At 64.2% G+C, this 18,816-nt stretch carries 23 protein-coding genes and 1 tRNA gene; 7 read left to right on the top strand and 17 right to left on the bottom strand.

The annotated features are described in order from the left end of the window. Positions 1-50: 50 nt before the first annotated feature. From QMZ05_RS30450 to rpoZ, 10 genes are all read right to left on the bottom strand, one after another. Positions 51-308: a hypothetical protein gene (locus QMZ05_RS30450; protein WP_353704113.1), complete on the bottom strand. Its 258-nt coding sequence runs from the start codon at positions 306-308 to the stop codon at positions 51-53. A gap of 93 nt (positions 309-401) precedes the next feature. Then, positions 402-1,151 carry a DNA repair protein RecO gene (recO, locus tag QMZ05_RS30445; RefSeq protein ID WP_353704112.1) on the bottom strand — a complete coding sequence of 250 codons (750 nt, stop codon included), beginning with the start codon at positions 1,149-1,151 and terminating at the stop codon, positions 402-404. A 124-nt stretch (positions 1,152-1,275) separates the two neighbouring features. Next, entirely contained in the window at positions 1,276-1,656 is a 381-nt protein-coding gene (locus QMZ05_RS30440; protein ID WP_353704111.1) for a hypothetical protein, read from the bottom strand. A 14-nt stretch (positions 1,657-1,670) separates the two neighbouring features. Further along, complete coding sequence (era, locus tag QMZ05_RS30435) at positions 1,671-2,594, bottom strand: GTPase Era (RefSeq protein ID WP_353704110.1); 924 nt, start codon at positions 2,592-2,594, stop codon at positions 1,671-1,673. Next, a complete protein-coding gene (rnc, locus tag QMZ05_RS30430) occupies positions 2,587-3,408 on the bottom strand; it encodes a ribonuclease III (protein ID WP_050422613.1) in 822 nt (273 codons plus the stop codon). The genes era and rnc overlap by 8 nt, the downstream gene beginning before the upstream one ends. Continuing rightward, positions 3,405-4,166, bottom strand: coding sequence for a signal peptidase I (lepB, locus tag QMZ05_RS30425; RefSeq protein ID WP_353704109.1), 762 nt, complete (start codon positions 4,164-4,166; stop codon positions 3,405-3,407). Before lepB ends, rnc begins: the two co-directional genes overlap by 4 nt. Before the next feature lie 284 nt (positions 4,167-4,450). Next, positions 4,451-4,867 (bottom strand): holo-ACP synthase, encoded by a 417-nt coding sequence (acpS, locus tag QMZ05_RS30420; RefSeq protein WP_353704108.1) that lies wholly within the window; start codon positions 4,865-4,867, stop codon positions 4,451-4,453. After that, positions 4,864-5,637: a pyridoxine 5'-phosphate synthase gene (locus QMZ05_RS30415; RefSeq protein ID WP_353704107.1), complete on the bottom strand. Its 774-nt coding sequence runs from the start codon at positions 5,635-5,637 to the stop codon at positions 4,864-4,866. Before QMZ05_RS30415 ends, acpS begins: the two co-directional genes overlap by 4 nt. An 87-nt stretch (positions 5,638-5,724) precedes the next feature. Continuing rightward, positions 5,725-8,016: a bifunctional (p)ppGpp synthetase/guanosine-3',5'-bis(diphosphate) 3'-pyrophosphohydrolase gene (locus QMZ05_RS30410; RefSeq protein ID WP_353704106.1), complete on the bottom strand. Its 2,292-nt coding sequence runs from the start codon at positions 8,014-8,016 to the stop codon at positions 5,725-5,727. Between the two features lie 218 nt (positions 8,017-8,234). Continuing rightward, a complete protein-coding gene (gene rpoZ, locus QMZ05_RS30405) occupies positions 8,235-8,627 on the bottom strand; it encodes a DNA-directed RNA polymerase subunit omega (RefSeq protein WP_016844003.1) in 393 nt (130 codons plus the stop codon). A gap of 360 nt (positions 8,628-8,987) precedes the next feature. On the opposite strand from rpoZ, the gene QMZ05_RS30400 reads away from it, so the two are divergent. Both QMZ05_RS30400 and QMZ05_RS30395 read left to right on the top strand, forming a co-directional pair. Beyond that, complete coding sequence (locus QMZ05_RS30400) at positions 8,988-9,629, top strand: NYN domain-containing protein (RefSeq protein WP_050422617.1); 642 nt, start codon at positions 8,988-8,990, stop codon at positions 9,627-9,629. Then, the gene (locus QMZ05_RS30395) at positions 9,610-10,269 is read left to right on the top strand and encodes a uracil-DNA glycosylase (protein WP_353704105.1); all 660 of its coding nucleotides are present in this window, start codon (positions 9,610-9,612) and stop codon (positions 10,267-10,269) included. Before QMZ05_RS30400 ends, QMZ05_RS30395 begins: the two co-directional genes overlap by 20 nt. A 202-nt stretch (positions 10,270-10,471) precedes the next feature. On the opposite strand, the gene QMZ05_RS30390 is transcribed toward QMZ05_RS30395, so the two are convergent. The 5 genes from QMZ05_RS30390 to QMZ05_RS30370 form a co-directional block, all read right to left on the bottom strand. Next, positions 10,472-11,053, bottom strand: a complete 582-nt coding sequence (locus tag QMZ05_RS30390) for a peroxiredoxin (RefSeq protein WP_353704104.1) — start codon at positions 11,051-11,053, stop codon at positions 10,472-10,474. Between the two features lie 111 nt (positions 11,054-11,164). Beyond that, positions 11,165-11,638, bottom strand: a complete 474-nt coding sequence (gene smpB / locus QMZ05_RS30385; protein ID WP_050422619.1) for an SsrA-binding protein SmpB — start codon at positions 11,636-11,638, stop codon at positions 11,165-11,167. Position 11,639: 1 nt separating this feature from the next. Then, on the bottom strand, positions 11,640-12,056 hold the full coding sequence (mscL, locus tag QMZ05_RS30380; protein ID WP_353704122.1) for a large conductance mechanosensitive channel protein MscL: 417 nt from the start codon (positions 12,054-12,056) through the stop codon (positions 11,640-11,642). Between the two features lie 59 nt (positions 12,057-12,115). Then, positions 12,116-13,006, bottom strand: a complete 891-nt coding sequence (dapA, locus tag QMZ05_RS30375; protein WP_074128895.1) for a 4-hydroxy-tetrahydrodipicolinate synthase — start codon at positions 13,004-13,006, stop codon at positions 12,116-12,118. A gap of 267 nt (positions 13,007-13,273) precedes the next feature. Further along, on the bottom strand, positions 13,274-13,741 hold the full coding sequence (locus tag QMZ05_RS30370) for a hypothetical protein (protein ID WP_353704103.1): 468 nt from the start codon (positions 13,739-13,741) through the stop codon (positions 13,274-13,276). A 127-nt stretch (positions 13,742-13,868) separates the two neighbouring features. Here QMZ05_RS30370 and QMZ05_RS30365 point away from each other — a divergent pair, with 127 nt between their 5' ends. The 5 genes from QMZ05_RS30365 (at position 13,869) to QMZ05_RS30345 (ending at position 18,173) form a co-directional block, all read left to right on the top strand. Then, complete coding sequence (locus QMZ05_RS30365) at positions 13,869-15,866, top strand: lytic transglycosylase domain-containing protein (protein WP_353704102.1); 1,998 nt, start codon at positions 13,869-13,871, stop codon at positions 15,864-15,866. 249 nt (positions 15,867-16,115) lie between these two features. Then, positions 16,116-16,208: transfer RNA gene (locus tag QMZ05_RS30360), tRNA-Ser, on the top strand. A 198-nt stretch (positions 16,209-16,406) separates the two neighbouring features. Continuing rightward, entirely contained in the window at positions 16,407-16,688 is a 282-nt protein-coding gene (locus QMZ05_RS30355; protein ID WP_353704101.1) for a hypothetical protein, read from the top strand. Positions 16,689-17,044: 356 nt separating this feature from the next. Then, positions 17,045-17,725, top strand: coding sequence for a hypothetical protein (locus QMZ05_RS30350; RefSeq protein ID WP_353704100.1), 681 nt, complete (start codon positions 17,045-17,047; stop codon positions 17,723-17,725). 232 nt (positions 17,726-17,957) lie between these two features. Continuing rightward, positions 17,958-18,173, top strand: a complete 216-nt coding sequence (locus tag QMZ05_RS30345; protein ID WP_353704099.1) for a hypothetical protein — start codon at positions 17,958-17,960, stop codon at positions 18,171-18,173. 50 nt (positions 18,174-18,223) lie between these two features. Here the strand turns inward: QMZ05_RS30345 and QMZ05_RS30340 are convergent, their stop codons facing one another. Both QMZ05_RS30340 and QMZ05_RS30335 read right to left on the bottom strand, forming a co-directional pair. Beyond that, complete coding sequence (locus tag QMZ05_RS30340; RefSeq protein WP_146985568.1) at positions 18,224-18,448, bottom strand: hypothetical protein; 225 nt, start codon at positions 18,446-18,448, stop codon at positions 18,224-18,226. 137 nt (positions 18,449-18,585) lie between these two features. Then, positions 18,586-18,816: hypothetical protein (locus tag QMZ05_RS30335; RefSeq protein WP_353704098.1), on the bottom strand; the 231-nt coding region annotated here is incomplete at its 5' end.

Here is an 18,816-nt window from a genome sequence, read left to right as displayed (position 1 = left end):
GCAAGCCGCGAATCACGCCAAACGCGCGCCGATTCACCTGATTCGCGCAATTATTGCGCGGCCTGGTTGGCCGTCCGCACGGTCCTCACGGGCGTTTCCTTGAGGCAATGGCGGGCGATTTCGATCTCGGCGTCGGTTGCGCCATGGGCTCGCGCCCAGCTTTCGGCGGCCGCGGCCGAGTATCTGGCGACGTAGTAGCGAACCACGGTGCAGGAGACGCGACGGATGACGCCCCCCTGCTCGCCAGCATTGGCGTCCGGCGCCAGCGTCAGTAACGCCGCCGAAATGACAATTCCCCGCAGAAACATCGGTCGCCCTTCGATGGAACCACGCTCCCAAACGCACCAGGAGGCGATTTCGTTCCCCGCTGCATGAGAGGGGCGCGCGCCAATGTCAGTGCGTCACGTCCCTGCCAGCCGGCTCCGCCGCCTGGTCACGGCGTTGATGAACCCGTCGCGGGCGTCGGAATGGCCCTGACCGCGGGGCTCCAGTACGTGGCGGAGCAGGAACAGGCCGGTGATCGCAAAGCCGTCGCGCAGGTCCTGGTCCGACCAGCTGTTGGCGCCTCCCTCGCCTTCGCGCAGGAAGGCCGGCAGCGGCAGCAGCCGGTCGCGCCACGGCTCGCCCGCGGCCCGGGACACGGCGCCGCCGGATTTCGGCGACACATAGACCAGGTCGGTGGTCTCCCCGGTGGCCGCGCAGTTTTCGAGATCGAGCCCGAAGCCGAGCTCGGTCAGCATCGCGAGCTCGAACCGGATCAGGTGAACGGCGGCAATTCCGGCGTCATCGAAATCGTCGAGCGTCCCCTGCAGCATCTCGTAGATGTCTTCATGCGGATCGCGCTCCGGCAGCAGCCGTGCCAGCGCAGCCAGATGGGTGATGCCGTAGACGGCATGCGACGAGGCAAGCAGCGTCGCCGCGCGCAGCCGGGTGCCCTCCAGCGTGTACATGCCGAGATGCTCGTCGAGCCGCGCCCGCCACACCGCGGTGACGCTGTTACCGGGTTGCAGCAGCGGGCGCATCCGCGAGCTGGCACCGCCGCGCACGAGGCCGAGATGGCGGCCGTGCTCGCGCGTCAACAGCTCGACGATGGCGGAGGATTCGCCATGCCGCCGCACGCCCAGCACGATGCCTTCGTCGGTCCATTCCATGTGCGGCAGATTACAGGATTCCGGCTTTCTCCGCAGTCGTCATTCCGGGATGGTCCGAAGGACCAGACCCGGAATCTCGAGATTCCGGGTTCGATGCTCCGCATCGCCCCGGAATGACGGCGCCCTACGCGTTGAACCAGCCCTGTGCGTCGCCGGTGAAGGAGTAATACAGGCCGGCCGTGGTCAGGATGCACGACACCACCTCGATGGCGCTGTCGAGCTCCAGGCCCTTGTCGCCGATCACCTGTACCAGCGACAGCACCGATATCACCAGCATCGCGGCCAGCACCCAGCGCGGCCAGTTCTTGCGGTGCTGCGCGGCGAGCCGAACGAAATACACCAGCAGCAGGATCATGCAGCCGGCCGTCAGGGTCTCGCCCGTGATGATCTGCTCGGTTCTCTCGAAGGTCGGCGTGCGGTCCTGGAACGCCACCGACAACGCGTCGAGCGTCAACGACAGATAGAGCAGCACCTCAAACCACAACACATTTCTGGGCACGTTCATTGCGACGCCGGCTGTTATTCCTTGGGGAAGTCCAGTCCCATTTCCTTGTAGCGGTCGGGATCGTCGCCCCAGTTCTCGCGCACCTTGACGAACAGGAACAGATGCACCGGCACGCCCATGATCTCGGCGATCTCGGCGCGCGCCTGCGCGCCGATCGACTTGATGGTGGCGCCGCCCTTGCCGAGCACGATCTTGCGCTGGCTCTCGCGCTCGACGAAGATCGTCTGCTCGATGCGGATCGACTTGTCCTTGCGATCGGTCCAGCTGTCGGTCTCGACCGTCGACTGGTACGGCAACTCCTGATGCAGATGGCTGTAGATCTTCTCGCGGGTGATCTCGGCCGCCAGATGCCGCATCGGCGCATCCGACATCTGGTCCTCGGGATAGAGGAACGGTCCCGCCGGCACCATCTTCGCCAGCGCCTGGCGCAAATCGTCGACGCCGTCACCCGACAGCGCCGAGATCATGAAGGTGTGCTCGAAGCGCATCCGCTCGTTGGCGGCCTGCGCCAGCGCCAGCAGCTTCTCGCGCTGAACCAGGTCGACCTTGTTGAGCACCAGGATCTTCGGATGCGCGACGGTTTCGAGCTTGGCCAGGATCGCGTTGGCCTCCTCGTCGATACCCGACTTGGCGTCGAGCAGCACGCAGACGAGATCGGCATCATGGGCGCCGCTCCAGGCGGTCGACACCATGGCGCGGTCGAGCCGGCGCCGCGGCGCGAAGATGCCGGGCGTATCGACCAGGATGATCTGCGCGTTACCCTCGATCACGATGCCGCGGATCAGCGCGCGGGTGGTCTGCACCTTGCGCGACACGATGGTGACCTTGGAGCCCACCAGCGCGTTGACCAGCGTCGACTTGCCGACATTGGGCGCACCGATCAGCGCGACGAAGCCACAGCGCGTCGCGTCCCCTTGCCCTTTGGCTTCGTCAATCATTGGTACCGACGCCTTCACGCTCGATCATCGCGGATGCTGCTGCCTTCTCTGCCGCGCGCTTGTTGCCGCCGAGGCCCTCGGCTGAGGCGAGGCCCGGCAGGTCAACCGCAACGCGGAATTGCGGATCATGGTGCGGGCCGGTGCGCTCGACCTCGCGATAGACCGGCGTCGGCAATCCCTTGCCCTGCGCCCATTCCTGCAACACGGTCTTGGGATCGCGCAACGGCCGGCGCAGCTTGTGCATCCGCTCGGTCCAGTTGCGCTCGACGAATTGGCGCGCGGCCTCGTAGCCGCCGTCGAGGAAGATCGCCCCGATCACCGCTTCGCAGATGTCGCCGAGCACGGACTTGCGCAGCCGCGCGCCCTCGACCGCCTTCACCATGCCGAGCTTGATGTCCTCGAGCAGCCCGAGCGACTTGGCGACATCGGCGCAGCTCTCCTTGCGCACGAGGTCGGCGAGCCGCTTCGATAATTCGCCCTCGTCGGCCTTCGGGAACGCCCGGAACAGCATGTCCGACACGATCAGCCCGAGCACGTGGTCGCCGAGGAATTCCAGCCGCTGGTAGCTGTCGGCGCGGTTGCGGGTGGCGGGCTTCAGCGCCGACACGTGGGTGAACGCGGTGGTCAGCAGCGCGGCATCCGAGAACGTATAGCCGATGCGTGCCTCGGTGCCGGCGATCGCCGCCTTCTCTTCAGCCGCCTTGGCAGCCTTGCTGCGCCGCTTCTTCGGCGCGGCCGTGCTTTCGGCGGCAGGCGTCTGGCTCGGCTCGCCGGTCGGCGCTTGATCGTTGATGGCTGCGGTATCGTCGTTCATCGCACGATGGAGAATAGGCGATTCCACCGCACCGCGAACGGCCAGCGCCAGACCATCCAGGCCTGCTCACCCTCGGCGATCGAGAAGAAGATCATCTGGGCGCGCCCGATGATGTTCTCGAACGGCACGTAGCCGACCTGCGACAGGAAGCGGCTGTCGGTGGAGTTGTCGCGGTTGTCGCCCATCATGAAGAAATGCCCGGGCGGAACGGTGTAGACGATGGTGTTGTCCATGTAGCTGTTGTCGGTGCAGTCCAGCGACTCATAGCTGACGCCGTTCGGCAGCGTTTCCTTCCAGCGCTTGACCCGGGCGGTGGCATCCGCCGAGCCGCAGGGATCCTCGCCGACGAAATCGCTCAGCCGCTCGCGCTTGATCGGCGCATCGTTGATGTAGAGCAGCCCGTTGCGGACCTCGATGCGATCGCCCGGCAGGCCGATGACGCGCTTGATGTAGTCGGTGGAGTCATCCCGCGGCAGGCGAAACACGACGATGTCGCCGCGGTTCGGTTCCGAGCCGAAGATGCGGCCTGAGAAAATGTTCGGCGAGAACGGGATCGAATAGTGGCTGTAGCCGTACGAATACTTCGACACGAACAAATAGTCGCCGACCAGCAGCGTCGCCTTCATCGACCCCGACGGGATGTTGAACGGCTGGAACAGGAAGGTGCGGATGACGAGTGCGATCAGAAGGGCATGGATGACGACGCGGATGGTCTCGCCCAAGCCGCTCTCAGATTTGGTCCCGGTGGTCGCGCTCATTGCTTTCCCAATTCCCGCAGGCCCTGATGCCCACGCGGTGGCAGAACGTTCTCTCCACGCGAGGCGTTCGACCCCCGCGTGAGGAAAATGGCCTTGATTCTGATCTTGAGGGCAAATTCCGGCGTAAACCCGAAATCCGCGTCTCGCTCGATATACCCTGCGGCGTTTTAGACGGTTGTTCGCAAGGGCGCAATCAATCGCCGCCTCAAAACTTCGCAATTCATTGAAATGTCAATGATTTTTTAGTTTGCTGAAGTTTTCCGGCAAATTCCGGCGCCGCGCGCTCATCTGGCCGGGGCAACCGCCGAAATTATGACAAAGGCCTGCGCCAGCGGCCAATCGTCCGTGATCGACAGGTCGATCTGCGCCTGCATGCCCTCGGGCGTCAGTTCCTGGAGCCGGGCCAGCGCGCCGCCGGTCAGCTGCATCGACGGCCGCCCTCCCGGCAGGTTCACGACCCCCATGTCCTTCCACCACACCCCGCGCCGGATACCGGTGCCGAGCGCCTTGGAGCAGGCCTCCTTGGCGGCGAAGCGCTTGGCGTAGGTTGCGACCACCATCTTCTCGCTGTTGGCGCGGCGCAGCGCCTTGGCGCGTTCGGCGTCGGTGAAGATGCGATCGAGGAATCGCTCGCCGTGCCGCTCGATCACCTTCGCGATCCGCGTAATGTCGATCAGGTCGGAGCCGATGCCGATGATCATGCGCCGGCCGCATCCTGCGCCTTGGCGCGGCCGCGGTCCATCGCCGCGCGCATCTCGCGCACCGTCTCGGCGATGCCGACGAACAGCGCCTCGCCCATCATGAAATAGCCGATGTTGAGCTCGCGGATTTCGGGCAGCGCGGAAATCGTCTCCGCGGTCTCATAGTCGAGCCCGTGGCCGGCATGGACCTCGAGCCCGGCCGCCTGCGCTAGCCTGGCGCCGGCGACGATGCGCTTCCACTCGGCCTCCGCCTTGTCCTTGTGACCGTCGACCACCGCATCGCACCACCCGCCGGTGTGGATCTCGATCACGGGTGCCTTCAGCTTGGCGGCCATCTCGATCTGCCTGGGATCGGCGGCGATGAACAGCGAGACCCGGATGCCGGCATCGCTGAGCCGCGCGATGAACGGCGCCAGCGCATTGTGCTGGCCGACCACGTCGAGGCCGCCCTCGGTGGTGAGTTCCTGGCGCCGTTCCGGCACCAGGCAGACGGCGTGCGGTTTGGTGGCGAGCGAAATCCGCAGCATGTCGTCGGTCGCCGCCATCTCGAAATTCAGCGGCTTGGAGATCTCGGCCTTGAGCCGCGCCATGTCCTCGTCGCGGATATGACGGCGATCCTCGCGCAAATGCGCGGTGATGCCGTCGGCGCCGGCCGCGATCGCGGCAAGCGCCAGCCGCACCGGATCTGGCCGCGCCCCGCTCCGCGCATTGCGCAGGGTCGCGACGTGATCGACATTGATACCAAGACGGAACGGAGCAGCCTTTGACATTTCACCAACCTGCAATTCTAGCCTGTCATGCGCGGGCGCAACCCTTCGAAGGACAGCGCTGCTTGCGCTCGCCGATGCCCAGCCATCCTACCCGTTGACGCGCTCGACCTTTGCGACAACGGCCTTGGCGCGCAACTGCGCGATGATAGCGAGGAGATGCTTGAGGTCATAGACCTCAAGATCGATGGTCAGCTCCGTGAAATCCGGCGACTGGCGCGACATGTGGATGTTGTCGATATTGCCGTCGTGCTCGGCGATCACGGTCGCGATCTGCGCGAGGCTGCCGGGCTCGTTGACATTGTGGACCAGGATGCGCGCCGGGAAGCGCTGCGGCATGGTCTCGTCGATGTCCCAGCGCACGTCGAGCCAGCGCTCCGGCTCCTCCTCGAAATCCTTCAGCGCCGGCGACTGGATCGGGTAGATCGTGATCCCCTCGCCCGGCGTGACAATGCCGACGATCCGGTCGCCCGGCACGGCGCCGCCGTTCGGTGCGAACTTCACCGGCAGGTCGGAATTGATGCCGCGCACCGGGATCACCGAGGTGGCGCGCGCCGGATGCGGCGGGGTCTGCGTCTTCAGCTTGGCGGCGAGCCCCTTCTTGGCGCCGTAACGCACCAGCCGCTCTTCCTTGTAGTCGGGATACATCGCGCGCGCGACGTCGGAGGCCTTGATCTCGCCGCGCCCGACCGAGGCCATCACCTCCTCGATCGAGGTGCGCGCGAGCCGCGGCAACGCGCCCTTCAGCTTGTCGTCGGCATATTCGATCTTGGCGCGCGCAAACAGGCGGTCGACGATGCGGCGGCCGAGGCCGGCATACTGGTCGCGCACCGCATCGCGGGTGGCACGCCGGATCGCGGCGCGCGCCTTGCCGGTGCGGGCGAGCGCTTCCCAGGCCGACGGCGGCGCCGACTGCGCCTTCGAGGTCAGCACCTCGACCTCGTCGCCATTCTGCAGCTCGGACGACAACGGCGCGAACTTGCCGTTGATCTTGCAGCCGACCGCGCTGTTGCCGACGCCGGTGTGCACGGCATAGGCGAAATCGATCACGTTGGCGTTGCGCGGCAGCGCGATCAATTTGCCCTTCGGCGTGAAGCAGAACACCTGGTCGTGGAACAGCTCGAGCTTGGTGTGCTCGAGGAACTCTTCCGGATTGGAGCTTTCCGAGAGGATGCCGATGGTGTGGCGCAGCCAGGCGAAGGCGTTGGACTCGTGCTTCAGCCGCTCATGCGGCGAGCCCGCCCCCTCCTTGTAGAAGGCATGCGCGGCGATGCCGAACTCGGCGATCTGGTTCATCTCCTCGGTGCGGATCTGCAGCTCGACGCGCTGCTTGCCCGGTCCGATCACGGTGGTGTGGATCGACCGGTAGTCGTTCTGCTTCGGGGTCGAGATGTAGTCCTTGAAGCGGCCCGGCACGACCGGCCAGGTGGTGTGGACGATGCCGAGCGCGCGGTAGCAGGCGCCGACATCGTCGAGGATGACGCGGAAGCCGTAAATGTCGGACAGTTGCTCGAAGCCGACCGACTTGCGCTCCATCTTGGTCCAGATCGAAAACGGCTGCTTGCGGCGGCCGAACACCCGCGCGGTGATGCCGTTCTTCTGCAGGTTCTTGGAGAGCTGGGTTTCGATCTCGCCGATCAGGTTGCGGTTGCGCTCGGCCAGTGAATCGAGCCGCTGCTTGACCACCGCGTAGGCCTCGGGGTCGAGCACGAAGAACGACAGGTCCTCCAGTTCCTCGCGCATCTCCTGCATGCCCATGCGGCCGGCCAGCGGGGCATAGATGTCCAGCGTCTCCTCGGCGATGCGGCGGCGCGAGGCCGGCGGCATGAACTCCATGGTCCGCATGTTGTGCAGGCGATCGGCGAGCTTGATCAGCAGGACGCGGACGTCGTCGGCGATCGCGAGCAGCAGCTTGCGCAGATTCTCGGCCTGCTTGGCCTCGCGCGACACCAGTTCCAGCCGCTTCAACTTGGTCAGGCCCTCGACCAGCGCGCCGATCTCATGGCCGAACACATGATCGATCTCGGCCCGCGTCGCCTCGGTGTCCTCGATCGTGTCGTGCAGCAGCGCTGCCACGATCGTGGCGTCGTCGAGCTTGAGGTTGGTGAGGATCGCCGCGACCTCGAGCGGATGCGAGAAATAGGGATCGCCGGACGCACGCATCTGCGTGCCGTGCGCCTTCATGGCGTAGACATAGGCGCGGTTGAGCAGGTCCTCGTTGGTGTCGGGGTTATAGGAACGGACGCGTTCGACGAGGTCATATTGTCGCATCATGCGCGTCCGCGGCTTGACCGGCCTCTCCGCCGCGGACGACGCCGGCGCCACCGCGACCGTTTCGGTCGCAGCCTGCATCTGGATGGAACTGCGGCGTCGATACGCCATGAACTCGCTGCCTCTCGCGCGGGACCCTAACGTCCCTTCTTCCTCAATCTAGTGCGCTTTCGAATGAAGCTGCACCCCGCACGGGCCCTGGAACCATTCAATTTCCCGCGCCCGCATAGGACGCACCGTAACAGCAAAATTGTCAACAAAAGCAAAGGCCCGGAGCAATGTCCGGGCCTTTTTCAAATCCGTTCGAAACCGGGAGCTGAAGGACGAGCTTACTCGTCTTCCTCGGGCTGCTCTTCCGGGGGCGCGAGGCCCTCGAGGCCCTTCAGCAGCTCTTCCTCGGTCATGCGCTCGACCGCGACCTCGGTGTCGTCGGCGTCGACGCTGGCACCAGCGGAACCGATCAGCGGCACAGTGTCCGGCTCGGGCTCGTCCACCTCGACGAACTTCTGCAGGGAGTGTACCAGTTCCTCCTTCAGATCTTCCGGCGAGATGGTCGAATCGGCGATCTCGCGCAGCGACACCACCGGGTTCTTGTCGTTGTCGCGATCAACCGTGAGTTGCGATCCCGACGAGATCATCCGGGCGCGATGCGCGGCCAACAGGACGAGGTCGAAACGATTGTCGACCTTATCAATGCAATCTTCGACGGTGACGCGAGCCATCTCGAGGCGCTCCGTGGTAAAAGGGACCGAACATGTAGGTTATGAGGGTTAGTTATAGCGCTAGCCCCGGTTTCGCAAGGTAAAATTTGTGATTTGCCTTCCCAACAGGCTCTGATAACCCGGTCTGCCGGGGCCAGAAGGGCCGGAGCGTCTGACGACATGGCTAGGTTGCTGTCCCAGACAAGTAAATCTCTTCATTGCAATGTCAAAGGTCTAGGCTTTTTGCCCTCGCCTCACCATAATTGCGGTGGTGACTGTCGTGGGGAAAGATTCACTGAACTTTAGGCAGCAACGCCGGAAATTGCGCGCGGTTGATCACCGCCGCGCTAAGAACACTAACAACCACGCGAGAACACTTTGATGTCGTCACCTGTTTCCAACAAGATCGCGCTCTTCATCGACGGAGCGAATCTTTACGCTACCGCAAAGACGCTGGGCTTCGACATCGACTACAAGCGCCTTCTGAAGGAATTCCAGAGTCGCGGCACGCTGCTTCGCGCGTTCTACTACACGGCGATCATCGAGGATCAGGAGTATTCATCGATCCGTCCGCTGATCGATTGGCTCGACTACAACGGCTACACCGTCGTCACCAAGGCGACCAAGGAATTCATCGACGCCAGCGGCCGCCGCAAGGTGAAGGGAAACATGGACATCGAGCTCGCGGTCGATGCCATGGAACTCGCCGAGCACATCGACCAGATGATTCTGTTTTCCGGCGACGGCGACTTCCGCTCGCTGGTCGAGGCCGTGCAGCGCCGCGGCGTTCGCGTCACCGTCATCTCCACCATTGCCAGCCAGCCGCCGATGATCGCCGACGAGCTGCGCCGCCAGGCCGACGTCTTCACCGACCTCGTCGAGCTGCAATCCAAGCTTGGCCGCGATCCGTCGGAACGCCCGGCCCCGCGCGAACCCCGCGAACCGCGTCACCACTCCCCGCAGTTCCTGCAGCGCGCGACCACCATGGCCCCACGGGGAGCCGATGACGATTTCGACGAGTAACCTCGTCGCCGCATCTCAGCGTCCCGACAGCAACTGTCAGCTCTGCGTCAGGCTGGCCGACTTTCGCGCACAGGCGCGCGCACTCCACCCGGACTGGTTCAACTCGCCGGTGGAATCCTTCGGCGATCCGAATGCACGGCTGTTAATCGTCGGGCTCGCGCCGGGCATGCAGGGCGCCAACCGCACCGGCCGCCCCTTCACCGGCGACTACGCCGGCGACCTGCTCTACGCCACCCTGCTCGAATATGGCTTTGCCAGCGGCGTCTACCAGGCGCGGCCGGACGACGGCATGACGCTGGTCGACGCGCGGATCAGCAACGCGGTGCGCTGCGTGCCGCCGCAGAACAAGCCGCTGCCGGCCGAGATCAACACCTGCCGGCAGTTCCTCAGCGCCACCATCGCTGCGATGCCGAAGGTGCGGGCCATCGTGCTGCTCGGGCGCATCGCCCACGAATCGACCCTGAAGGCATTGGGGGTTCGTCTGGCCGCAGCGCCGTTTGTGCATGGCGCCGTGCATAGCGTCGGCAAGTACAAGCTCTACGACAGCTACCACTGCTCGCGCTACAACACGAACACCGGCGTGCTGACGACCGACATGTTCCGCAAGGTCTTCGCGACGGTGCGGAAGGATCTCGGCTAGCGCCCTTTCCGGTATCCGCTTTGCGAACCGCTATCCGAAGCCCGCAAATGCCGCAGGACATCCGCCAACTTCGGAATAATAGAAAATATTCCTGAGTTGCCCGACGTGTCAAGTTACCTGGTGGAATGCAGGCCGCCGCCGGCTCCTTTGCATGGGGGTGATTTCGATATTTTGTCAGCGCCCCCTGCGACGGCTGCTCTAGCTAGTCCTTCCGCGGATTGTCCTTCAGCCATTCCAGCACATCGCCCGCGTTCCGGTCAGGCGGAAACACCGGATAGAGCACGTGCGTGACGCGGGCATCGTCGACCACAAGCGCCAGCCGCTTGATCAGCGTCAGGCCCGCCACCGACATCGTCGGCAATCTCAGCGTGTGCGTCAGTTCCAGCGCTTCGTCCGACAGCACCGGGAACGGCAGGTGCAGGCGCGAAGCCATCTCGGTCTGGTAGGCATTGCTTTGCGTCGACAGCCCGAACACCTCTGCGGCGCCGGCTGCCCTGAGCTCGGCGAACAGGTCGCGGAAGGCGCAGGTCTGCGGCGTACAGCCGCGGGCGCCGGGGATCATGTCCCAATCGTCGACCAGCCCGATCTTGCCGGGCTCGCCGGTTCGCGGATAGGCGAACACCACGGTGCGGCCCTTGAGCGCCGACAGCGTCACGGACGTGTCGTTGGTGGCCCGCAAGGTCACCGGCGGGATCGCCATGCCGGTCAGGTGCGCCGCGCCGCCATCATCGGTGGGCGCCGGGATCTTGCTCCAGTCGACGTCGGTGAGGCTGCTCTGGGTCATGGCCTGCATCTCCGTGGCGTCATTGCGAGCGAAGCGAAGCAATCCATAGCGACGCACACTGAATGGGTGGATTGCTTCGTCGCTTCGCTCCTCGCAATGACGGCTGAAATCCTAACCTCGCGCCCGCATCAGGCGGCCCTTTTCGCGGGACCAGTCGCGCTTCTTCTCGCTCTCGCGCTTGTCGTGCAGCTTCTTGCCCTTGGCGACCGCGAGCAGCAGTTTGGCACGGCCGCGCTCGTTGAAGTACAGTTTTAACGGAATGAGCGTCATGCCCTCGCGGTCGACGGCGCCGAGCAGCTTGTTGATCTGCTTGCGATGCAGCAGCAGTTTCCGCGGCCGCTTCGGCTCGTGGTTGAAGCGGTTGGCCTGCAGATATTCAGGGATGTTGGCATTGATCAGCCACAGCTCGCCGTTCTTGGAATCCGCATAGGACTCCGCGATCGTGCTCTTGCCGCTGCGGATTGACTTCACCTCGGTGCCGGTCAGCGAAATGCCGGCCTCGATGGTGTCCTCGATTGCGTAGTTGAAGCGGGCCTTTCGGTTTTCGGCGACAACCTTGATCGGGCGTTCGTTCTTCTCGGCCACTTTAGCTCTTCTTGAGGAGGTCGCGGATTTCCGTCAGCAGCACGACCTCGGCGGACGGCTTCGGCGGCTCGGCGGGCTTGGCCTCATCCTTGCGTTTGAATTGATTCATGAAGCGGACGACCATGAACAGGACGAAGGCGATGATCAGGAAGTTCAGCGTCAGCGTCAGGAAGTTGCCCCAGGCCAGCACCGCGCCCTGCTTCTTGGCGTCGGCCAGATTGGTTGCGGTGACATTCTTGGCAAGCCCGGTGAAATAGTTGGAGAAGTCGAGACCGCCCGTGATCGCGCCGATGATCGGCATGATGATGTCGCCGACCAGTGAGGTGACGATCGCGCCGAAGGCTGCACCGATGATGACGGCGACGGCGAGGTCGACGACATTGCCCTTCATGGCAAATTCGCGGAATTCCTTCAGCATGCCCATCCCCTTCTGTTCAACATTGCGCACGGCATTGTTCGCGGCGGTACGGTCCCGGCTCAGTTGATCAGGCCGGCATGCACCATGGCGCTGCGGACGGCCTGGCGGGTGGATTCGGCGACCGGCACCATCGGCAGGCGCAGCTTCTCGTCAAGCTTGCCGAGCAGCGACATCGCATACTTCACCGGCGCCGGATTGCTCTCGATGAACAGGTTGGTGTGCAGCGGCATCAGCTTGTCGTGAATCTTCAGCGCGGTGGTGACGTCGCCCTTCTGCCAGGCGGTCTGGAACTCGGAGCACAGCCGCGGCGCGACGTTCGAGGTCACCGAGATGCAGCCATGGCCGCCATGCGCCATGTAGCCGATGATGGTCGCGTCCTCGCCGGACAGCTGGTTGAAGTCCTCACCCATCGCGGCACGCTGCTGCGAGACCCGCACCATGCTGGCGGTCGCGTCCTTGACGCCGGCGATGTTCTTCAGCTCGAACAGCCGCTTCATGGTGTCGACCGACATGTCGATCACCGAGCGCGGCGGGATGTTGTAGATGATGATCGGAATGCCGATCGCATCGTTGATCGCCTTGAAGTGCTGATACATGCCTTCCTGGGTCGGCTTGTTGTAGTACGGCGTCACGATCAGCACCGCGTTGGCGCCTGCCTTCTCGGCGTGCTCGGCGAGCTCGATCGCCTCCTTGGTCGAATTCGAGCCGGCGCCGGCGATCACGGGCACCCGGCCCTTGGCCTCCTCGATGCACCACTCGACCACCCGCTTGTGCTCGTCATGGCTCAGCGTCGGGCTCTCGCCTGTCGTGCCGACCGGCACCAGGCCGTGCGTGCCCTCGTCGATCTGCCAGTTCACGAGTCCGCGGAACGCCGCCTCATCGACTGAGCCGTTTTTGAAGGGCGTCACCAAGGCAGTGAATGATCCCCGGAATTTTGTCTTGGCTGCCATGGACTTCCTCCAAACGCTTCAGGCTAAAGGCTAGGTCGACGGACCCTTGTTGTTGTCGTGCTTTACGTCCGTGCAACCGGCACCCGGTTGATGCGAAACGCCATGAAAGGCAATTCATATCGGGTCTGGCCGACAGGCGAAAGGGCCGTACCGTACCTATTCCCAACGGTAATCTGCGGCGCACGAAACCGCTTCCAGCCGCGATTTTGCCGTTGTGCTGGCGCAAACAGCCGCACCGGCAGGCTTCTTAGTATTTTGTCTACGTTTTCAATCAAATAAGAACCCATGGCCCAAACGACCAGATGATTCGGGGCCGCAGAGGACTTCTGTGATCCGTTCCGTTCGCGCAGGCACATTGCGGTCGACGGCGCTGGCGACGAGCCTGGCGCTCGTTGTCGGCCTTGCCGCCATCACGCCCGACGCCCGGGCCGCCGAGGATGTTCCAACCGCCAAGCCGGCTGCCCAGGACACGACTTCCAAATCCAGTGCTGCGAAGCCTGCCGCGCCGAAGACAGCGGCTTCCAAGAGCGCCACTCCCAAGACCTCGACTTCGAAGCCGGCAACTTCCAAGCCAGCCGCGACCAAGAGCAGCGAAGCCAAGAGCAGCGAAACCAAGAGCGGCGACACCAAGCACAGCACAGCCAAGACCGACACTGCCAAGACGGTCGCTTCCAAACCGGTCGCTTCCAAACCGGTCGCTTCCAAGTCCAGCACGGCCAAGACGGACGGAGCCAAGGCCGCCCCTCCCAAGACCGAGGCGCACAAGACAACGGCTCCGAAGTCCGCCGAACCGAGGACCACCACGTCCACGACTTCAAAGCACACCTCGCCGGCGGCAACGGGTACTGTCTCGAGCAGGTCGGTGCCCGCCCCCGCGCTGGTTCCGGCGACCCGCCAACATGCCGCGCCGATCGCGCGCAAGCCGGTGCTGCCTGCGGCCGTGGCCGCAACGTCGTCGACCTCGCAGTCGGACAAGGAAGCGCTCGCCAGCGTTGTCGAACTGCTGCGCAAGCGCAGGCCCTCTGACGCGACCGAGGCCGAAGCCTCGATCTCCGATCCGGTCGCGCGCAAGCTTGCGGAATGGCTGATCCTGCGCAGCGAGGACAATGGCGCCTCGGTCGAGCGCTACCGCGCCTTCCTCGACGCCAATCCGAGCTGGCCCTCGCAGACCTTCCTGCGGCGCCGCATCGAGGCCTCGCTCTGGGACGACCATCGCGACGACTCCGCGGTCTGGGCCTGGTTCCAGAATGAATCGCCGGTCTCCGCCAAGGGCCGGCTCGCGCTCGCCAAGGTGATGGTCGGACGCGGCGACCGCGGCAATGCCGAGCGTCTGGTCCGCGAGGCCTGGCGCAATGACGGGATGAGCGAGGAGACCGAAACCACCGCGCTCGAAATGTTCGGCTCGTTCCTGACCGCCGCCGACCACAAGGCGCGCATGGACACGATGCTCTACGGCACCGACAACGAGGCTGCCGGCATCCGCGAAGCCAAGCGGCTTGGCTCCGGCTACCTGGCGCTCGCCAAGGCGCGCATCGCCGCCAATCGCAAGGGTTCGAACCTGCGCGCACTGCTGGAAGCGGTGCCGAGCGAACTGTCCGGCGACACCGGCTATCTGTTCGCCAAGATCCAGCTGCTCCGCCGCGAGGAGAAGTTCACCGAAGCCGCGCGGCTGATGCTGAGCGCGCCGAGGGACGCCGCGCGCCTCTACAACGTCGACGAATGGTGGGTCGAGCGCCGGCTGCTGGCGCGCAAGATGATCGACGTCAACGAGTTTCGCACCGCCTATCTGATCGCGCGCGACGCGGCGCTGCCGGCCCGCGACATCTACAAGACCGAGCAGGAATTCACCTCGGGCTGGATCGCGCTGCGCTTTCTCAACGATCCCGCCCTCGCCTCCCAGCATTTCGCGCGGATCGGCGTCGGCAGCGCCAACCCGACGGCGCTCGCGCGTGCCGGCTATTGGCAGGGCCGCGCCGCGGAAGCCGCCGGCCGCGGCCAGGAGGCACGCGCCGCCTATGCGCGCGCGGCCGAGCAATCCACCAGCTATTACGGCCAGCTCGCGCGCGCAAAGCTCGGCCTGCCGCAGATCGAGCTGAACAGCGCGCCGCGCGGCCGCGGCGCCGATCGGCTGGAGATCGTGCGGGCGGTCGGGCTGCTCTACGAAATCGACGCGCGCGAGCTCGCGATCCCGATCTTCGGCGACATGGGCGACAACGGCGATCCGGAAGCGCTGGCCGGCCTCGGCGAGCTTACCGCACGCCATGGCGATGCCCGCGGCATGCTGCTGATGGGCAAGTCCGCCCTCAACCGCGGACTGCCGTTCGATCACTACGCCTATCCGGTGAACGGCATTCCGTCGTTCCGCCAGGTCGGGCCGGAGGTCGAACAGAGCGTGGTCTACGCGATCGCGCGCCAGGAGAGCGCGTTCAATCCGGCGGTGGTGTCGCCGGCGCAGGCCTATGGTCTGATGCAGGTGACGCCGGATGCCGGACGCTATGTCTGCAAGCGGGCCGGCATCGGCTTCGACCTTAACCGGATGAAGACCGACCCGGTCTACAATGCGATGCTTGGCGCGGCCGAGCTCGGCGGCCTGCTCGAGGACTATCGCGGCTCCTACATCCTGACCTTCGCCGCCTACAATGCCGGCCGCGGCAGCGTGAAGAAGTGGATCGAGCGCTACGGCGACCCGCGCGATCCCAAGGTCGACGCGGTCGACTGGGTCGAGCTGATTCCGTTCTCGGAGACGCGGAACTACGTCCAGCGCATCATGGAGAACCTGCAGGTCTACCGCGCCCGCTTCGGTGGCGGCACCAAATTGCAGATCGAGGCCGACCTGCGCCGCGGCGCCAGCGTGGAGTGAGCCGGCGCTGCCGGTTTTCAACAGCCTTGCGACCGGCAGTGTTCAGGCTTTGCAGAAATCATCCTAACTCGTTGTTGTAGCTTATATTTCTTTCATTCAATCGGGCCCGCGCGGCCAAGTCGCCGCGCCATATAGAGGCTCGGCGCCCGCTCCGGGGCGGCCGGCGGCCAAGGTGCCACCAAATCACCTTGTCGCAATCTGAATCTGCCGCTTGCGGCTCAGCGCCCAGTCGGGCATATCGGCGCCATTGGAGAGGTGGCCGAGTGGCTGAAGGCAACGCTTTGCTAAAGCGTCATACGGTCTCAAGCTGTATCGAGGGTTCGAATCCCTCCCTCTCCGCCAGCCCCGCAACCGGCTGCCCAACGATGGTCCCTAAGTATCTCCATGGAGACATTCGGGCTTCGGCCCGCCCGGTGTGAACCGGCAGTCACCTCCACGTGAACGAAACATCATTCCCGGCACCTCGAAGCGAGCGCGAAACAAACCGCGCGCAGCATCCCCCCATTATTTCTTTCACCTGAACATTTCCGGGGTAAAGCCATGCAGCAAGTCGATGGCATTCAATTCCAGGATCTCGACCAGGTTTTGCGTAACGCCCAGCTCCGTCGCTCCACCGATCTAGCTCCCTGGTTACGGCTGCGCTTCTCTTCCAGAGCAGGCAGGCTCGTCATCGCGACTTCGCTGGCCTGCATGGTTGCTGTGCTGGCGATCGTTGCTGCACCGCGGCCGGTCTCGATCGCTGCGCTTGGCAGCGAGTGGCAATGCAGCAAGGCGGCGTTTGTCTTGACGACCTGTCGTCAAGCCGACCCTGCGCGCTCATAGCAAGCGGCCTCATCCGTTCAGGCAACGTCGCTCGTTGCACCGGCACCGCTTATGCTCGCAACGTCGATTGGCCGGTGAAACCAAGTGCCCGGCAGCTCCGTAACTGGAGCGCCGACCCATTTCTTCCATTTTTGGTCCTACGGGCCGGCTGGGGCCGTTCGGTCTTTTCCCAGTCTCGAGCGGCCTCATCTTTGTGTCCGTCTGGTGTAGCCGCGGCGACCTCAACGGGCGCGCGCGAGGGCCGACATGGAAGCTGCAGGCTTCCCCTCGGCAGGATTATTTGGCATCAAATGAACAGGAAGCCCGCATGAAGAAGCCGCCGGCTAGCGAGATCGGGCTGAAGGCGAAGAACCAAGATGGATGGCTCAAGCCGCGGTCTCAGGTTAGCGATCTGCTTCGCACTGGTTCTCGTTCTGCCGGCTGCGCAGACGCCGCCGACGGTGCATTCGCGGGACGAGTGGCGTGTGGTCGGCAAGGAATGTCGCGACGTCTTGCCTGCGCAGGCAAAGATACGGGCATGCCTCAACCTGCTGAGCGATCGACGACTCTCGACCGCCTATCTTGCGCCGATCAACGGCGAGATATCGAGCACGTTCCAGAGCTTGCGGGACTACGACAACGCCATAAAGTATAAACGGATCGAAATCGAACGCGCTAACACCGCGGCAGAGCAACCTCCTTCGTCGGGCGACGCATTTCCTGCAAGTCTTGGCGCGATGTCTCTGCGTTACATGGAGCTCGGCTCGCTCCTGTCGCTCAATCGCCTCACCAACTTCAACAGCCAGTCGGATGAAGCGCGCCGGGTCGCCATTGAGGAGCAAAACAACTACAATCTAGCGCTTTCGTACAACCCGATGAACTACAGGGCCTATCGATACCGGGCTGAGATTCACAGCCTGTTCTGCGACAGCGCGTCGGCCGCTCAAGACATTGAGGCCGCGGTCAGGTTTGCCGAGCAAGCCGGAGATCAGGATGCCGCCCGCGACTACAAGCGCGTCACGCTCGGCGCCTGCATTCCGGCGTGGCGGCGAGACTAGTCTCGCGAGACCCGGCAGGCTGTCGCCACCCGGTGGCCCCCCGCGCCAGACCGTCCCGACCGTATTGTTACGGACCCGCGACTGGCAGGCTATTTGCGATGCATCCGTGAATAGTTCGGCGCCGGCGGTTCTCGGTGTGCCGAACTCAGACATTCGGAGCACGCACATGAACATGCACCATCGTTTTGAGACAGCTCGCGGACGCGACGGACGAGAGTCGACGATCAGCAAGATGCTGTCCGATCTTGTCCTGGTCTGCCAGCAGATCGAAGCCGACATCGCGACCGAAGAGGCGCGCGCGGGGATTCGTGACCGGTCGGACGCCAGGTACCCGATCCTGGCAAGGTCGCTCAATGAGCGATACGCCAATCTCAAGGGAACCATCGCCACGCTCGAGAAGCGTGTCACCGAGAGATCTCAGCACAGGCTGATCACCGACGCAGCATAACCGACCCGTGAGAAGCAAAGGGGCCCGCCGGGAGCGAGGCCCCTGGCTGCTTACTGCACCGGGAAGCACTGCCGCTTGCCGTCGTTCGGGCAGTAGAAGCAGGCCTTCGAGGAACAACCCGACAGGTCTCCGGCCTTGTTCAGGTTGTAGTTGCATCCTGCGGTTCTGTCGCACGCCTTCACGACTGCCCCGATCGGGGCGGCAGAGGCCGACTGACCGAACGTGAACAGAGCAATCGCAGTTGCAACGGCGAAGCTCAGTGTAATTGAACGCATGATTTACCCTCCTCCACAATTGGGCCGACGCACCATTGCATCACCCTGGCAGGACTCTCGCAGGACTGTTCTGCAATTGATGTGAGGCGGGTCACTCAGGCATATGGCCGCGTGCGTCGGCGCAGCGCTGACCGACGTCACCCGCTGCCGCGGGTCGATGGATCGAGGTTCCGGTTCTCGCCCGGCGGGATCGGCCCGAAGCCTGGATACACGTAACGGTCCGGAGGAACGACCGGTTCAGTTGGACGGAAGATGAGATGCTGTCGCACGCGCCGGTGATGCGCAGTTGCGGCGTCGGCGGTCGCACTGCACAGGATCACGAGGGGTAGCGTCAAGACCAGGGAAATACGTAGCGACATTCGTAAGGC

Source organism: Bradyrhizobium sp. INPA03-11B (genome assembly GCF_040446015.1).
Taxonomy (GTDB): domain Bacteria; phylum Pseudomonadota; class Alphaproteobacteria; order Rhizobiales; family Xanthobacteraceae; genus Bradyrhizobium; species Bradyrhizobium macuxiense_A.
The sequence above is the reverse complement of the archived record's forward strand: the minus strand, read 5'-3'. Positions and strand labels throughout refer to the sequence as shown.

What these genes read in the sequence shown, in the direction of transcription:
- QMZ05_RS30450 (WP_353704113.1), bottom strand. Translation starts at nt 308, where the DNA reads ATGTTTCTGCGGGGAATTGTCATTTCGGCGGCGTTACTGACGCTGGCG.
- recO (WP_353704112.1), bottom strand. Translation starts at nt 1,151, where the DNA reads ATGGAATGGACCGACGAAGGCATCGTGCTGGGCGTGCGGCGGCATGGC.
- QMZ05_RS30440 (WP_353704111.1), bottom strand. Translation starts at nt 1,656, where the DNA reads ATGAACGTGCCCAGAAATGTGTTGTGGTTTGAGGTGCTGCTCTATCTG.
- era (WP_353704110.1), bottom strand. Translation starts at nt 2,594, where the DNA reads ATGATTGACGAAGCCAAAGGGCAAGGGGACGCGACGCGCTGTGGCTTC.
- rnc (WP_050422613.1), bottom strand. Translation starts at nt 3,408, where the DNA reads ATGAACGACGATACCGCAGCCATCAACGATCAAGCGCCGACCGGCGAG.
- lepB (WP_353704109.1), bottom strand. Translation starts at nt 4,166, where the DNA reads ATGAGCGCGACCACCGGGACCAAATCTGAGAGCGGCTTGGGCGAGACC.
- acpS (WP_353704108.1), bottom strand. Translation starts at nt 4,867, where the DNA reads ATGATCATCGGCATCGGCTCCGACCTGATCGACATTACGCGGATCGCG.
- QMZ05_RS30415 (WP_353704107.1), bottom strand. Translation starts at nt 5,637, where the DNA reads ATGTCAAAGGCTGCTCCGTTCCGTCTTGGTATCAATGTCGATCACGTC.
- QMZ05_RS30410 (WP_353704106.1), bottom strand. Translation starts at nt 8,016, where the DNA reads ATGGCGTATCGACGCCGCAGTTCCATCCAGATGCAGGCTGCGACCGAA.
- rpoZ (WP_016844003.1), bottom strand. Translation starts at nt 8,627, where the DNA reads ATGGCTCGCGTCACCGTCGAAGATTGCATTGATAAGGTCGACAATCGT.
- QMZ05_RS30400 (WP_050422617.1), top strand. Translation starts at nt 8,988, where the DNA reads ATGTCGTCACCTGTTTCCAACAAGATCGCGCTCTTCATCGACGGAGCG.
- QMZ05_RS30395 (WP_353704105.1), top strand. Translation starts at nt 9,610, where the DNA reads ATGACGATTTCGACGAGTAACCTCGTCGCCGCATCTCAGCGTCCCGAC.
- QMZ05_RS30390 (WP_353704104.1), bottom strand. Translation starts at nt 11,053, where the DNA reads ATGACCCAGAGCAGCCTCACCGACGTCGACTGGAGCAAGATCCCGGCG.
- mscL (WP_353704122.1), bottom strand. Translation starts at nt 12,056, where the DNA reads ATGCTGAAGGAATTCCGCGAATTTGCCATGAAGGGCAATGTCGTCGAC.
- dapA (WP_074128895.1), bottom strand. Translation starts at nt 13,006, where the DNA reads ATGGCAGCCAAGACAAAATTCCGGGGATCATTCACTGCCTTGGTGACG.
- QMZ05_RS30355 (WP_353704101.1), top strand. Translation starts at nt 16,407, where the DNA reads ATGCAGCAAGTCGATGGCATTCAATTCCAGGATCTCGACCAGGTTTTG.
- QMZ05_RS30350 (WP_353704100.1), top strand. Translation starts at nt 17,045, where the DNA reads ATGGATGGCTCAAGCCGCGGTCTCAGGTTAGCGATCTGCTTCGCACTG.
- QMZ05_RS30345 (WP_353704099.1), top strand. Translation starts at nt 17,958, where the DNA reads ATGCTGTCCGATCTTGTCCTGGTCTGCCAGCAGATCGAAGCCGACATC.
- QMZ05_RS30340 (WP_146985568.1), bottom strand. Translation starts at nt 18,448, where the DNA reads ATGCGTTCAATTACACTGAGCTTCGCCGTTGCAACTGCGATTGCTCTG.